The sequence below is a fragment of the Clostridium ihumii AP5 genome (genome assembly GCF_000612845.1).
GTDB lineage: Bacteria > Bacillota > Clostridia > Clostridiales > Clostridiaceae > Clostridium_J > Clostridium_J ihumii.
Genome location: NZ_CCAT010000085.1, coordinates 63245 through 78762, shown reverse-complemented (window position 1 = coordinate 78762; position 15518 = coordinate 63245). Strand labels below are relative to the sequence as shown.

10 protein-coding genes are annotated in these 15518 nt (G+C 25.6%); all 10 read left to right on the top strand.

The genetic code is table 11. The features are described 5' to 3' along the window. Positions 1-557 precede the first annotated feature (557 nt). The 10 genes from pfkA (at position 558) to BN346_RS18330 (ending at position 15437) form a co-directional block, all read left to right on the top strand. Positions 558-1529, top strand: coding sequence for a 6-phosphofructokinase (gene pfkA, locus BN346_RS18375; protein ID WP_040330516.1), 972 nt, complete (start codon positions 558-560; stop codon positions 1527-1529). 98 nt (positions 1530-1627) lie between these two features. Beyond that, positions 1628-3394, top strand: coding sequence for a pyruvate kinase (gene pyk, locus BN346_RS18370; RefSeq protein ID WP_040330674.1), 1767 nt, complete (start codon positions 1628-1630; stop codon positions 3392-3394). 368 nt (positions 3395-3762) lie between these two features. Further along, on the top strand, positions 3763-5793 hold the full coding sequence (locus tag BN346_RS18365; RefSeq protein WP_040330515.1) for a methyl-accepting chemotaxis protein: 2031 nt from the start codon (positions 3763-3765) through the stop codon (positions 5791-5793). A 331-nt stretch (positions 5794-6124) separates the two neighbouring features. Continuing rightward, positions 6125-8155 carry a methyl-accepting chemotaxis protein gene (locus tag BN346_RS18360; RefSeq protein ID WP_051540514.1) on the top strand — a complete coding sequence of 677 codons (2031 nt, stop codon included), beginning with the start codon at positions 6125-6127 and terminating at the stop codon, positions 8153-8155. Between the two features lie 158 nt (positions 8156-8313). Continuing rightward, a complete protein-coding gene (locus tag BN346_RS18355; RefSeq protein WP_040330514.1) occupies positions 8314-8673 on the top strand; it encodes a DUF1540 domain-containing protein in 360 nt (119 codons plus the stop codon). A 211-nt stretch (positions 8674-8884) separates the two neighbouring features. Beyond that, positions 8885-9856, top strand: coding sequence for an MBL fold metallo-hydrolase (locus BN346_RS18350; RefSeq protein WP_040330513.1), 972 nt, complete (start codon positions 8885-8887; stop codon positions 9854-9856). 164 nt (positions 9857-10020) lie between these two features. Continuing rightward, positions 10021-11409: a 23S rRNA (uracil(1939)-C(5))-methyltransferase RlmD gene (gene rlmD, locus BN346_RS18345; protein WP_040330512.1), complete on the top strand. Its 1389-nt coding sequence runs from the start codon at positions 10021-10023 to the stop codon at positions 11407-11409. A gap of 192 nt (positions 11410-11601) precedes the next feature. Continuing rightward, positions 11602-13203 carry a methyl-accepting chemotaxis protein gene (locus BN346_RS18340; RefSeq protein WP_242838456.1) on the top strand — a complete coding sequence of 534 codons (1602 nt, stop codon included), beginning with the start codon at positions 11602-11604 and terminating at the stop codon, positions 13201-13203. Between the two features lie 255 nt (positions 13204-13458). Continuing rightward, a complete protein-coding gene (locus BN346_RS18335; protein WP_040330510.1) occupies positions 13459-14184 on the top strand; it encodes a LytR/AlgR family response regulator transcription factor in 726 nt (241 codons plus the stop codon). Next, positions 14184-15437 carry a sensor histidine kinase gene (locus tag BN346_RS18330; protein ID WP_040330509.1) on the top strand — a complete coding sequence of 418 codons (1254 nt, stop codon included), beginning with the start codon at positions 14184-14186 and terminating at the stop codon, positions 15435-15437. The genes BN346_RS18335 and BN346_RS18330 overlap by 1 nt, the downstream gene beginning before the upstream one ends. Positions 15438-15518 lie beyond the last annotated feature (81 nt).

Sequence of the window (15518 nt, the reverse complement as noted above, 5' to 3'; positions counted from 1 at the left end):
AGTTTATTTTTATATTTGGAACCAAGTAAGAATTAAGAGTGAAAAGTTATAGTTGATATTACTCACTTCGTTCCTAATATCTAAAAATGGAAATGCTTAAAAACTACGTTTTTATATTGTTTTCAACTAATTTGCTCTGCAAATTTGATAAAAAATTATTCTTTAAAATTGGAAATACAATTTTTATATTCACTATAAACTGTCAATTGATAAATTATATTAAATTAAAAATAAGGAATAAAATAAAAGTATCATTTTTTTATAGTCTTGTGATAATTTATATAGTGAATTATTTAAAAATATAAATGTAAAACTTAAAATGTAGTGTAAAACAAAGTTTATTCTTTTAAAATTAAAGATGAAACACTATAAAAAAGTATTTATATTATTAGTATTGGAAACTATAATTAATAAAAAGTAAACTTTTATGTTAAAAATAGATGAAACTCATTGATAAAAATACAAAATTTGCTTACTATTTATAATATAAAGTAATTTTACAAATTTAAGGTTCACATTGAAATCTTATAGTGTAGGTGAAGTATAGGAGGTTTTTTATGAAAACAATAGGCGTTTTAACAAGTGGCGGCGATTCACCCGCAATGAATGCTGCTATACGAGCAGTTGTAAGAATGGGAACAGATAATAATTTAAGAATATTAGGTGTTCAAAATGGATATAACGGACTTGTAGAAGGGAATATTATTGAATTAGATAGAAATTCAGTAGCAGATATAATTCATAGAGGTGGAACAATACTTAAAACCGCAAGAAGTGAAGAATTTAAAACCCTTGAAGGCAGAGAAAGAGCTAAAAAGGTTATGGATGTTTTTAAGATGGATGCGCTTGTTGTTATAGGTGGGGATGGTTCATTTAAAGGAGCGGAACTTTTAAGTGAACTAGGTGTTCAAGTTATAGGGATTCCAGGAACTATAGACAATGATTTAGCTTATACAGATTATACAATAGGATTCGATACAGCACTTAATACTATATTAGATTGTATAAATAAAATAAGAGATACATCAACATCTCATCAAAGAATTAGTATAGTAGAAGTTATGGGCAGAGAATGTGGAGATTTGGCATTATTTGCAGGCATAGCAGGTGGAGCTGAAAATGTAATTATACCAGAAGTAGAATTTAGTTTTGATGAAATATGTGCATCAATATTTGAAGGGAAAACTAAAGGTAAAGTCCACAATTTAATAATATTAGCTGAAGGTGTGGCTAAAAATATAGGTGGAGCAGAAACACTAGCAAAACAGTTAGAAGATGTGACAGGAATTGAATGTAGAGCAACGGTACTTGGATATATACAAAGAGGTGGAAATCCTAGTGCATTTGATAGAATTTTAGCATCTAAATTAGGTGCAAGAGCAATTGAATTACTAATTGATGGGAAAACAGCAAGGGCAGTTGGAATGAAAAATGGAGAAGTTATGGATATAGATATAAAAGATGCATTAGCAATGGAAAAGGATTTTGACCAAAAGTTATATTATATATCTAGAGCTTTATCCTATTAAAAATATATTTTATTAAAATAAATAATAACTGGGGTGAAAAAATGAAAAATATAGAGGGCTATACAGAAGAAGAACAAGTTGTAGAGAGGATGAAACGTATGAAAAAGACAAAAATAGTGTGTACAATAGGACCAACTACAGATGACAAAGAAATAATAAAAGAACTTATGAAAAATGGAATGAATGCAGCTAGACTTAATTTTTCACATGGAAGTCATGAAGAACATAAAAATAGAATTGACATGATAAAGGAAGCTAGAAAAGAATTAAAAAAACACATAGCTATAGTATTAGATACTAAAGGCCCTGAAATTAGAACTCATAAATTCGAAAATGATACAGTAGAACTTGTACAGGGAACAGAATTCTCTATATATTGTGGAGAAGAGATTTTAGGGGATGAAACTAAATGTTCAGTAACATATAGTAATTTAAATGAAGATATTGAGCCTAAAGATATAATTTTAATAAATGATGGATTAGTAGCTTTAGAAGTTGTAGAATTAGAAGATAAAGTTATAAAAACCATTGTTAAAAATTCAGGTGTTATAGGAAATAATAAAGGTATAAATGTACCTAATGTAGCAATAAATTTACCTGCTCTTACAGAAAAAGATGTTTCAGATTTAAAATTTGGTGCTGCCAATGAAGTTGATATTGTAGCTGCATCTTTCATAAGAAAAGCATCTGATGTATTAGATATAAGAAAAGTTTTGGCTAAAAATGGAGGAGAATCTATACAAATATTCTCTAAAATTGAAAATAGACAGGGTGTTAATAATATAGATGAAATAATAAAATTCTCAGATGGAATAATGGTAGCAAGAGGAGATCTAGGTGTTGAGATTCCAGCAGAAGAAGTGCCAGTAGTTCAAAAAATGATTATAGAAAAATGTAATATAGCTGGAAAACCAGTAATTACAGCTACTCAAATGTTAGATTCTATGATAAGAAATCCAAGACCGACTAGAGCAGAAGCATCAGATGTTGCAAATGCTATATTTGATGGAACTGATGCAATAATGTTAAGTGGTGAAACTGCTAATGGAAAGTATCCAATAGAAGTTGTAAAGACAATGGCTAATATAGCTAAAACAGCAGAAAAACACATAAATTATGACTCAAAATTATACCATAGTAGAAAAAGTCATATTCCAAATGTTTCAAATGCAATAAGTTTAGCAACATGTACAACAGCAATAGAATTAAATGCAGCAGCAATAATAACAGCAACACAAAGTGGCCATACAACTAAGCAAGTTTCTAAATATAGACCACAATGTCCAATTATAGCAGTAACTCCAAGTGAGAAAGTTGCAAGAAGTTTGGCTTTAAATTGGGGTGTATATTCAATAACAACAGAAAAAGTAGATAATACAGATGAACTTATGGATAAATGTGCAAAAGTTTCATTAGATGCAGGATATGTAAAAAGAGGAGATCTTGTTGTAATGGTAGCTGGAGTTCCAGCAAACTTTGTGGGAAGTACTAATATGATGAAAGTTCATATTATTGGAGATATATTATTACAAGGAATTGGAACAATTGAAAAAACATCATATGGAACAGCTTTCTATGCAGAAAATGCTAAAGATGCACAAGATAATATGCCATCAGGAAGCATTTTAGTTGTAAATAGATTAGGACGAGAATATATTGATTTAATAGATAAAGCTGAAGCTATAATAGTAGAAGAAGATGAAATGAGTTCAAGTGTAATAATAGAATGTACATCTAAAGATATTCCTATAATATACAATTCAGCAGATGCAAAATCAATAATAAAAACAGGTTCATTTATAACTATTCACTCTAAAAAGGGTGTTGGAATAGTTTATAGCGGAAAAGCAAATGTAAGTAAATAAAAAAAATAAATAAAAATTAAAATAATAGGTTTTCAAACTAAATTTTTTTTAGTATAATAATACTTTATAGGTTATCCATAAAATTTTTATACATGAATAATAGTGTAAAAAGATGGATAAAATTAAGAGGAATATGTTTGGCAACTGATTTATTTATTATTGACACCCTTAGGGGTGTTCTTTTTTGTGTAAATTTATAAGTTTTCATAATAATGCTGTTTACATATTCTTTGTATAATATATATAATAATGTTGTATATATGTAAATTTTTTGTTAAGAAAATGGGAAAACAAACGAAAAAAGTATATATAAGTATACATTTACATTTAATTTAAAGTGTTATTATGTGTATATTGGGGGGGTTTTTATGAGAAAAGCAAATATTAAAAATAATGAAAGAAGTATAGCATCAAAACTATTAATAAGTTTTATTGTAGTTACATTTGTAATATGTAGCTCATTAAGTCTAATATCTGGAATTATATCATCTAAAGCATTACATAATCTATTAAATATATCATTGCCAGAAACAACAGAGATGTGTTCATCATACATAGAGCAAATTATAAAAAGTGATAAAAGAGTAGTAGAAAATATTGCATTAGAAAATGATATAAAAAATAGTAGAGTTTCAATAGAACAAAAGATAAAAATTTTAGAAAATTATTTAGAGCCTAATAATTTTTTTAGAATAGGAATAGCAGACAAAAATGGAAATGGTGTTTTCAATGATAGTAAATTAAATGTATCTGAAAGAGAGTATTTTAAAGAGGCATTAAAAGGAAAAACAACAATTAGTACACCTATGCCAAGTATTAATGAAAAAGATAATGGTGCAGTAATAATTGGGTATGCTACACCAATAAAAGATGAAAAAGGGAATGTGGATAGTGTATTAATGGCAATAAGTGATGCATCAGTATTTAGCGACATAGTAAAAAATATAAATTTAGGTAAAGGTGGAGAAGCTTTTGTAGTTAATAGTACAGGACAGGTTGTAGCAGATAAAGATATTGAATTGGTCGGCAAACTTAATTTAAAAGAAGAATGTGAAAAAAATCCAAAATTTAAAGATCTTAAAGATCCATTAAATAGAATGTTATCTGAAGAAAATGGTATTGAGGAATATGGAAAAGGAACAGGAGCTATATTTTTAAGTTTTGAAAATATTAAAGATACAGATTGGACTGTAGGTATTCAAATGGAGAAAGGTGAAATTTTAAAAGACTTAAAAAATATGCAATTGTATATATCCATAGTAGCTTTAACATGTTTAGTACTAGGCAGTTTAATTATATTTTATCAAATAAGACCAATAGGTAAAATGTTAAAAGAAGCAACAAATACATTAGATACACTTGCTAATGGAGATATGACTGTAGAAGTAAAAAACAATTTAGTTAATAGAAAAGATGAAATTGGATTAATGGCTAAGGCTATGAAAAATATGCAACAATCCATTAATTTAGCAATAAGTACGGTAAAAGAAAATGCAGATATGATAGATTCATACAGTGAAAATTTAGCTAGTGTATCAGAAGAAATGTCAAGCTCAACAGATTCAGTAGCAATCTCTATACAAGATGTTGCAAAAGGAACAGAAAGTCAATCTGAAGACATGAATAGCATGGTAACAATGTTTGATGATTTTAATACAAGTATAGAAGAAGTTATGAGATCTATTAGAGAAATAGGAAAAGAAAATAGAAATATTTATGATTTATCAGAAAAAAATAATACAGATATGAATAGAGTTGTTATATCTGTAAAAAATGTAAATGAAGCATTTGAAAACCTAGTAAATAAAGTTAATTCAGTTGAAGGTAACATGAATAAGATAAATGAAATTATAACGGTTATGAATAGTATATCAGAGCAAACTAACTTACTAGCATTAAATGCTGCAATTGAAGCTGCGCGTGTAGGTGAAGAAGGCAGAGGTTTTGCTGTTGTTGCAGATGAAATAAGAAAACTTGCAGAACAAAGTAAATTATCAGCTAATGATATTACAGAATTGCTTAACACTGTATTTGATGAAACACATATTATGGTTGACACAACTGCTAATGTAAAAAATGAAATAGATTCTCAAGGCGATATAATTAATAATGCTATTGAGACATTTGAAAAAATAAAATACGCAGTTGATGATATGAATCCTAAAATTCAAAATAGTGAAGCTATGGGAAACATTATAATTCAAAAGAAAGATGAAATAAGTAATAAAGTACAAAATGTTATGTCAGTGTCAGAAGAAGTATCAGCATCATCAGAAGAAATAGCAGCTATATCAGAAGAAATGAATGCTTCATCAGAAGAAGTAGCAAGCTCAGCTTTAAAATTGACAGAAATGACAAAAAGTATGAAGGATGAAATAAATAAATTTAAAATACAATAGCATATATAGAAAATATTATTATATAAAAAGAGAGAATTTACTAAAAGGTTCTCTCTTTTTATTATTTATTTATATTAATTAAATTTCATATAGTTCATTTATTCTACATTTAATTTGAATATATAACTTTTAAAAGAAAAAAAGTATAAAAATTTTAATAAAAGTAAAATTAAACTAAAATTAAAGGAAAAGTATAAAATAATAAATATTCCATACGAGAATTAATATGTCAATGTTCATGACGTTAAGAAAATTATATTTTTAAATTATGTTTTTTTAATGTGATGAATATTATGGTGATAAATTATAAAGTAATTATGGAGGAATTAGAATGAAAAAAATTTTTGAAATGAGCTCAAAAAGCATTGGTTCAAAGCTAATTGCTACATTTATTGGTATTATACTTTTAATATCGTTATTGTTAGCAGCTATATCAATATATGTATCGGAGAGAGCTTTAGAAGACTTGTTAGGGGATACATTACCACAAACAACTAATATGTGTGCAAATTATATATATGAAAATATAGAAACTAGTTCGCTGGTAATAGAAAATATAGCATTACAAGATAGGATAATGGACGATAATATATCAAATAAAGAAAAAGTTAAAATTTTAGAGTCAAACATTGAAGTGAATGGATTTTTAAGATTAGGTATTGCAGACAAAGAAGGTAATGTTATTTTCAATAATAGTAGCACTAATATTAAGGAAAGAGAATATTTTAAAGATGCTATGAATGGAAAAACAGTAATAAGCAATCCTATGAAAAGTGTAAATGAAATAGATAATGGAAAATTAATTAGTGTATATGCAACTCCTATTAAAAATTCAAAAGGAGAAGTTCATAGTGTTATAGTAGCAGTTAAAGAAGCAAATGTATTTAGTGATACTGTAAAAAACATAGAAATTGGAGGATGTTCAGAGGCATATATAATAGATAATAGTGGTGAAGTGATAGCATCAAAAAATGAAAGTGATGTTGGCAATTTAAATTTAAATGATGAAGTATCTGCTGGTGGCAAATTTGAAGGATTCAAAGAATCATTAGAAAATATGATTAAAAATGAACAAGGTATAGAAATATATAAAAATAAAAGTGGAGAGAGTATATATTTAGCATATCATAATATTCCACAAACAAATTGGACATTGGGAGTGGAAATCAGTAAAAATGAAATTTTAAAGTCAGTAACAATTATTAAAATTGTTTCAATAATAGTATCTTTAATATGTGCTACATTAGGTGGATTAGTTGTATTTTATCAAGTTAGAGGTATAAGCAAGGCATTAAAAAAATCAACTAGTTTTATTGATAATATGTCTAAAGGTGATATGACAGCTGAATTTGATGAGAAGTTAATAGTGAGAAGTGATGAAATTGGAATAATGACTAAAGCCATGAAAAATATGCAACAATCAATAAATTCTGCTATAAGTACTGTAAAAGAAAATGCAGATATGATAGATTCATATAGTGAAAATTTAGCTAGTGTATCAGAAGAAATGTCAAGTTCAACAGATTCAGTAGCAAATTCTATACAAGATGTTGCAAAAGGAACAGAAAGTCAATCTGAAGACATGAATAGCATGGTAACAATGTTTGATGACTTTAACACAAGTATAGAGGAAGTTATGAACTCTATTAGAGAAATAGGAGAGGAAAATAAAAATATTTACGATTTGTCAGAAAAAAATAATACAGATATGAATAGAGTTGTTATATCTGTGAAAAATGTAAATGAAGCATTTGAAAATCTGGTAAATAAAGTTAATTCTGTTGAAGGAAATATGAATAAGATAAATGAAATTATAACAGTGATGAATAGTATATCAGAGCAAACTAATTTACTAGCATTAAATGCTGCAATTGAGGCTGCACGTGTAGGTGAAGAAGGAAGAGGTTTTGCTGTTGTTGCAGATGAGATAAGAAAACTTGCGGAACAAAGTAAATTGTCTGCTAATGATATAACTGGATTACTTAATACTGTATTTGATGAAACACATATTATGGTTGATACAACTGCAAAAGTGAAAAATGAAATAGATTCTCAAGGAGATATAATTAATAATGCTATTGAGACATTTGAAAAAATAAAGGATGCAGTGGATGAAATGAACCCTAAAATTCAAAATAGTGAAGCTATGGGTAATGTTATAATTGAAAAGAAGAATGAAATAAGCAATAAAGTTCAAAATGTTATGTCGGTATCAGAAGAGGTTTCAGCATCATCAGAAGAAATAGCAGCTATATCAGAAGAAATGAATGCTTCATCTGAAGAAGTAGCGAGTTCAGCGATGAAATTAACAGAAATGACAAAAGAAATGAAAGAAGAAGTTAATAAATTTAAAATAAAATAAAATAAATGTAGAAAAATGCTATTAAATAAAATTATTTAATAGCATTTTTTATACATAAAATATTCCTATTTTCACACAATATATCTATATAAGAAAATTAAACATTAAATTTATTTTAGTGCTTTAATGAAATATTTAATGAAATAGGATGTGATTTTATGAGTGGAACACTAAGTTGCACAGCACGAAATTGTCTATATAATGGAAATGGTTTATGTACAGCTAACACCATTAAAATAAGTGGAAGAGATGCAGAAAGCAGTATATATACTCAATGTGATACTTTTGCAGAACAAGGATTAAGAAATTCTTTATCCAATATATTTAATGTAAATATTGGAGGAGAAATAATGCAAGCATTTAGCAATACATCAATAGAAATGTCACCTCACATACAATGTGATGCTCAAAAATGTATGTACAATATGGGAAACACATGTACTGCAGATTATATATACATAAATGGTCATGCTGCATTATCAAACATAAGAACAGAATGTGAAACCTTTAGGAAATAAACATATTTTAAGGAGCTTGAATTTAGCTCCTTTTTTAGCAGTAAAATTATACTTGTAAATTAATTAAAAGTATAAATCTATCCATTAAATATGAAGTTGTAATGTCAATTAATAATCTTATAGTCAATATATTTAAATTTTATAAAAATAGAGGTGAATTTGAATTATTAATAGAATTTATAATTGAGGCAATGTATAGGGGGATAGCAATATGTTAAAAGAAGTTTATAAAAATATTTACGTAAATGAAATACCATTACCTAAAAATCCATTGAAAGCAATAAAAAGCTATATAATTAAATCAAAGGATACAAATTTAATTATAGATACAGGATTTAATATAGAAGAATGTAGAGATGTATTTTTTAAAGGAATTGAAGAATTAAAGTTGGATTTTAACAAAACAGAATTATTTTTAACTCATTTACATTCGGATCATTCAGGTATGGCATCAGAACTTTTTAAAAAAGGCGTAAAAATTTATGCTAGTGAAAAAGATGGACAACTTATAAATAAAATGACAACTATTGAGTACTGGGAAAACTTTGAAAAAAGAAAAGTTTGTTTTGACCTAGAAAAAGATAATGTTTCATATAGTAATCATCCAGGATACAAATATTGTCCTAGAGAAAAAATGAATTTTACATTTTTAAAAGATGGAGATAAATTGGAGGTTGGGGAATATAATTTTAAAGTTATAGATATATCAGGACATACTCCAGGACAAATTGGACTTTATGATAAGGAACATAAAATATTCTTTTGTGGAGACCATATTTTAGATAGAATAACTCCCAATATAACATTTTGGAATTTTGAAATGGATGCGTTAAAAGTATATTTTGAAAATTTAAACAAAATATATGATTATGATATAAAATATTTATTTACAGCACATAGAAGTGATGTAAGTGATCATAAACAACGAATAAATGAAATTTTTCATCATCATAATGAAAGAATAAATGAGATATTAGACATAGTAAAAAGTGACAAGAAAAGTCCTAGAGATATAGCCACAGAGATGACTTGGGCAATTAGATGTAAAGATTGGGATGATTTTCCGAATTCACAAAAATGGTTTGCAGTAGGGGAAGTAATGGCTCATTTACAATACTTAAAAAATTTAGGTAAGGTAAAAGAAGATATAAATAATAACATAATGTATTATAAAGCTATTTAAAGTAGAAATCAGAATAAATTCTAGCAATTTGTTCTGATTTTTACTTTACTATGCTTTAAAAATAAGTTGTTTTTTGATAAAATAGATAAATGTGAAATTTTAAGAGAAACTAATAATATTATTATATAAATTGAAAAAGTCCTTATTAATGAAAGGTGATTTTTATGAGTAAAGAAAATAAATTTAATAGTACAGTTGAAAAAAATCAAGAATATATAGTTGAGATTGAAAATAATGGACATCAATGTGAAGGTGTAGCAAAGATAGATAATTTTACTGTTTTTATAGACGGTGCATTAAAAGGTGAAAAAGTAAAAATAAAAATAATAAAAGTTAATAAAAATTATGGAGTAGGAAAATTATTAGAGGTTATAGAAAAATCTGATTATAGATCAGAACCAGTATGTGTGACTTATAAAAGATGTGGAGGTTGTAACTTACAACATACAACATATGAATCGCAATTAGAATTTAAAACGGAAAGAGTTAAAGAAGTTTTAAAGAGAATAGGGAAATTAGATGATGTAAAAGTACATAATACTTTAGGTATGGAACATCCATACAATTATAGAAATAAAGTTCAATTACCCGTTGGAAAAAATAAAGATGGTGAAGTTTTAGTAGGATTTTATGCTCCAAGAAGTCATGATATTATAAATATGGAATGCTGCTATATTCAAGATGAAGTTGGAGATAAGGTAATAAGTATAACTAAAGAATGGATAAAAGAATTCAATATACCAACATATAATGAAGAAACTAATACTGGAATAGTTAGACACATAATGATAAGAAAAGGCTTTAAGACAGGTAGTGTAATGGTTGTTATAGTAACTAATGGAAATAAGCTACCTAACAGTGAAGAATTTGTGGATAACATTAGAAAAAATATAGAAAATGTGGATAGTATTATACAAAATATAAATGATAAGAAAACTAATGTTATATTAGGACAAAAATGCAAAGTTTTATATGGAAGTGAAACTATTACTGATTTTATTGGTGAATTTAAATTTAATATATCTCCATTATCATTTTTCCAAGTAAATTCATTACAAACAGAAGTTTTATATAATAAAGCTTTAGAATATGCAGATTTAAAAGGTAATGAAGTAGTATTTGATGCTTACTGTGGGACAGGAACTATATCATTATTTTTATCACAAAAGGCTAAAAGAGTGTATGGGGTAGAGATAATACCACAAGCTATAGAAAATGCAATAAGAAATGCCAAAGAAAATAATGTAAAGAATGCACAATTTATAGTTGGAGAAGCTGAAAAAGAAATACCTAAGTTAATAGAAAATGGTGTTAAAGCAGATGTAGTAGTTGTTGATCCACCAAGAAAAGGTTGTGAAGAAAGCTTATTACATGCAATAGCTAAAATGGCTCCAGAAAAAATTGTTTATGTTTCATGTGATCCAGCAACATTAGCAAGAGATTTAAATATATTAGATACATTAGGTTATAAAACATTAGAAGTACAGCCAGTAGATATGTTTCCACAAACACATCATGTTGAAAATGTAGCAAAGTTAGTAAGAGATATATAAATTAGATATTGTAAATATGAAGTAAGGATTGGGGTGAATTTCCTGATCCTATTTTAAATTGTATCAATTTATTATGAAATACAAGTTAGAACAATTAATGATATGTCTTTTTTAGGTTTTAAAAATAAAGGCAAAAATTTAATTTGAAACACAATAATTTCAAAAAAATATATTAAAACAATATAAATAAATATGAAAATAAGTAAAAATATAGATTTTGAATTAAAGATTATGATGAAAAATGTCGATATTTACACTAAAGTTAAAGTTAAAGTTAAAGTTAAAAGAGGTGTAAAAATGGAAAAAGAGTCGCATTTTAGTTTTGAAAAAATACATAAGGTTAATTATATAACGATAATAGGTATATGTTTACTTATGAGTTTAACAACTATATCTATGAATAACTTTGAAATACGTATAGATGAGTTATTGCCATTCATAATAGTTAGTATACTTTCAACAGCAATATATTTTTTCAAAATAAAGGATATAATAAAAGCAATGTCTTTTAGTTGTATTATTATACTTTCTAATGTAGGATATTTATTATTAGGAAGTTTTAATGAAAAAACTGTTGCAGCAGATATATTAGTTTTTGTTGCAGGAATTATATGTTCAGCATTATATTTTAACAAAAAACTATTAATTATTAATGCAATGATTTTAGATATTTGTATTATAATTATATTCTTTATTAATCCTAGCAGTATTTTAAGTGAGAAATTTTCAATATCAAGTATGTTAAATTTCTTTGCTATATTAAATGGAGTTATAATATTAATTTATTTCCTTACTATTTGGGGAAGTAAGTTGATTGAAGCTGCAAACAAAAAATCTTTAGAAAGTAAAGAACTTATAGAAAAGTTAAATTTAATTCTGATAAATATTAAAGAAAACACTACTAATTTAGATGATAACATAGATGTATTTTCAAAAGATATTATGCTTGTTAATACGAACAGTAATAATATAAATGTTAATATGAGTGAAATAAATAATGGAGTTCAAAACATAGCACATAGTATTTCAGGAATAAATTTAGGAATAAGTAAATCAAGCTCATCATTAGATGAAGTTAGAAATATATCAAACAAAATATATGAAACATCAAATGATATGAGAAAAAATGTTATTAGTGGAGCTAAAGAAATTAAATCAATGAATGATACTATGAAAATGATAAGAAGCTCTGTAAATGTATCACTTGAAACAGTCAATGTATTAAAAGAAAGTATTGATAAGATAAACAATGAAATTAATAATATTTATGAAATATCAGAGCAAACTAATTTACTAGCACTAAATGCAAGTATTGAAGCTGCTAGAGCGGGGGAATATGGAAAAGGATTTTCAATAGTAGCGGAAGAAGTAAAAAAATTAGCTGAAGAGACAAATGATATTGTAAAAAATGTTTATGACATTATTACTGAAATTAATAATAGTACTAAAGATGCTGTTGTTAAAGTAGCTGATGGAAATGTTTCAGCAGAAAAAGGAATAAAAGTTGTAAATAATGTACATGATGCTTTTAGTGAAATAGAGGATTATTTTGAAATAATTAGTAAATATATATATGAAGAACATGCATTTATTGAAAATGTAATAAATAATTTCAATCCTATGAAAAATGAAATTGAAGGTATTGGAAATATTACCGAAGAACATTTAGTGTCTACTGATGAGATTGAAAAATTAATTAATGAACAAGGTGAAAAAATTAATTCAATGACTTTATCAATAGATGAAATTAAATTGTTAAGTAAAAACTTAAAAGAGCTTTCATCTAGCCGATAGTATATAGAGCAAATGCACATTAAAATTTGAGCATTTGCTTTTGTTATATTTTATATAAATTTACATTAATGTTACTATTTAATATAAAAAAGTATAAAATAGAACATGTTATAGTATATACAGTATAAATTTGGCAAAAAAATTGTTTATTAAGTAGAAAGAAAAAAATCTTTTGATATAATAAAAATATAGTTATTGAATTTCAATAGATAAATAAATTTCTATGGTTAATTATAAATTTATGGAGGTTAATTTATGATAAAGATTGCAATCTGCGATGATGAAAAGTGTACATGCTCAGCTATTGAAAATATTGTATTGGAATATGGAGAGGAAAAAAATTTAGAAATAGATACAGAGGTATTTTATTCAGGAGAAAAACTTTGTGATTATTTGGAAAAAAATGATTATTTTGATATAATATTTTTAGATATTGAATTAGAAAACTTGAATGGTGTAGAAGTAGGTCGATTTTTAAGAAATACATTAAAAAATCAAACTACTCAAGTTATTTATATATCTTCCAAGGAAAGTTATGCTATGAAATTATTTAAAATAAGACCTTTAGATTTTCTTATTAAACCTATTGTGGATAAAGAGATAAAAGAAGTATTAAATAGTGCATTTAATTTAATTGATAAAGAAAATGAATTTTTTGATTTTAGTATTAGAAAAGCGTTATATAGAATTCCACTTAAAGAAATTCTGTATTTTACAAGTGAAGGTAAAAAAATAAAGATAGTAACAATGAATGATAAAGAAGAACAATCATTTTATGATAAATTGGAAGATGTAAGAGATAGGTTGCCTAAAGATAAGTTTTTACTTATACATAAATCATATTTAGTTCAGTTTAATTATATTATGGAGTATAAATATGACTGTTTAAAAATGATTAATGGAGATGTACTTAATATTAGTCAATCTAATAGAAAAGAAGTTAGGCTTAAACTTATGAAACATAGAAAGGAGAATAAATAGTGGGAACAGATTGTGAGTTAGTTAATTTAGCATCAAATTTGTTCAGGGTATATGTTATCTATAGATTTGCAGGGGTTTTTTATAATAGAGAATTTATAAATAAAAAGTTAGAGTTAATACTATATTTTATATTTTATATTACAACAAGTGGTATATATGTAATTTTCAATGTTCCACTTTTAAATATTATATCAAATATTGTAGGTTTATTAATAATAGTATCTATTTATAATGACACCATACTAAAAAAAATATTATCAGTTGTATTAATTTATGTTATTAATATGGTGGCTGATAGTTTTATAGTTTTTTTGTTAGGTCAAAACGTTTCCAATGTACATCTTAGTGGTGTAGAAAGCATAATATCTACATTAATTATTTTTATATTGGAGTTAATTGTTGAAAAAATAGTGTCTACTAAAAATCAGTTTGAATTGTTAGCCAAGCATGGCGTTTTTTTAATTGCAATACCAACTATAAGTATTTTTATGATAGCAATTTTAGTTTTTAATTCAACAGAGAAAATGATGATTATTTCAGAGAGTACTTTTATACTATTTATTAATATGGTTATATTCTATCTATATGATTCTATTATAAAATCATATGAAGAAAAGTATTCTAAAGATTTATTAGAGCGTCAATTACATAGTTATGATAATCAATTAAAAATTATAGAAAAATCACAAAATAATATAAAATCATTAAAGCACGATATAAAACATCACTTATTACAACTTATGGATATGGCTAAAAAAAATAATGTTAAAGAAATAGTAGAATATTTGAATACAATGGATGAATTTATAAAAAATCCAGATGAATACGTGAATACTGGAAATAATGCTATAGATATAATATTGAATTATATGATTTTAGAAGCAAAAAAAATAACAGATAATATTAAGGTGAAAGTTTGTATTCCAGAGGATATAAAACTAGACAAATTTGATATGAATATTATACTAGGTAATTTACTAAAAAATTCCATTGAAGCTTTAGAAAAATGTAAAAATAGAGAATTGGATATTTTTATTCAATATGATAAAGGAGTTTTATATATAAGTATAAAGAATAATTATAACGGTGTAATAAAGAAGCAAAATGGAAAAATAATTACAAGTAAAAATGATAAAAAAATGCATGGTATAGGGTTATCTAATGTAGAGAAAATTGTAGAAAAATATGATGGGATGTTAACTATAGAAGAGGAAAAAAGCTACATAATAGTGGATGTTTTGTTGTATATATGACAAGAAGATATTAAAAAATATACACAAAACTGTAAAAAAAGGAATTAATATATACTAATTTTGTAAAGATGAAATTTAGCT

Coding starts and splice junctions, on each gene's coding strand:
- pyk (WP_040330674.1), top strand. CDS start 1,628: ATGAAAAAGACAAAAATAGTGTGTACAATAGGACCAACTACAGATGAC.
- BN346_RS18365 (WP_040330515.1), top strand. CDS start 3,763: ATGAGAAAAGCAAATATTAAAAATAATGAAAGAAGTATAGCATCAAAA.
- BN346_RS18335 (WP_040330510.1), top strand. CDS start 13,459: ATGATAAAGATTGCAATCTGCGATGATGAAAAGTGTACATGCTCAGCT.
- BN346_RS18355 (WP_040330514.1), top strand. CDS start 8,314: ATGAGTGGAACACTAAGTTGCACAGCACGAAATTGTCTATATAATGGA.
- BN346_RS18360 (WP_051540514.1), top strand. CDS start 6,125: ATGAAAAAAATTTTTGAAATGAGCTCAAAAAGCATTGGTTCAAAGCTA.
- pfkA (WP_040330516.1), top strand. CDS start 558: ATGAAAACAATAGGCGTTTTAACAAGTGGCGGCGATTCACCCGCAATG.
- BN346_RS18350 (WP_040330513.1), top strand. CDS start 8,885: ATGTTAAAAGAAGTTTATAAAAATATTTACGTAAATGAAATACCATTA.
- rlmD (WP_040330512.1), top strand. CDS start 10,021: ATGAGTAAAGAAAATAAATTTAATAGTACAGTTGAAAAAAATCAAGAA.
- BN346_RS18340 (WP_242838456.1), top strand. CDS start 11,602: ATGAAAATAAGTAAAAATATAGATTTTGAATTAAAGATTATGATGAAA.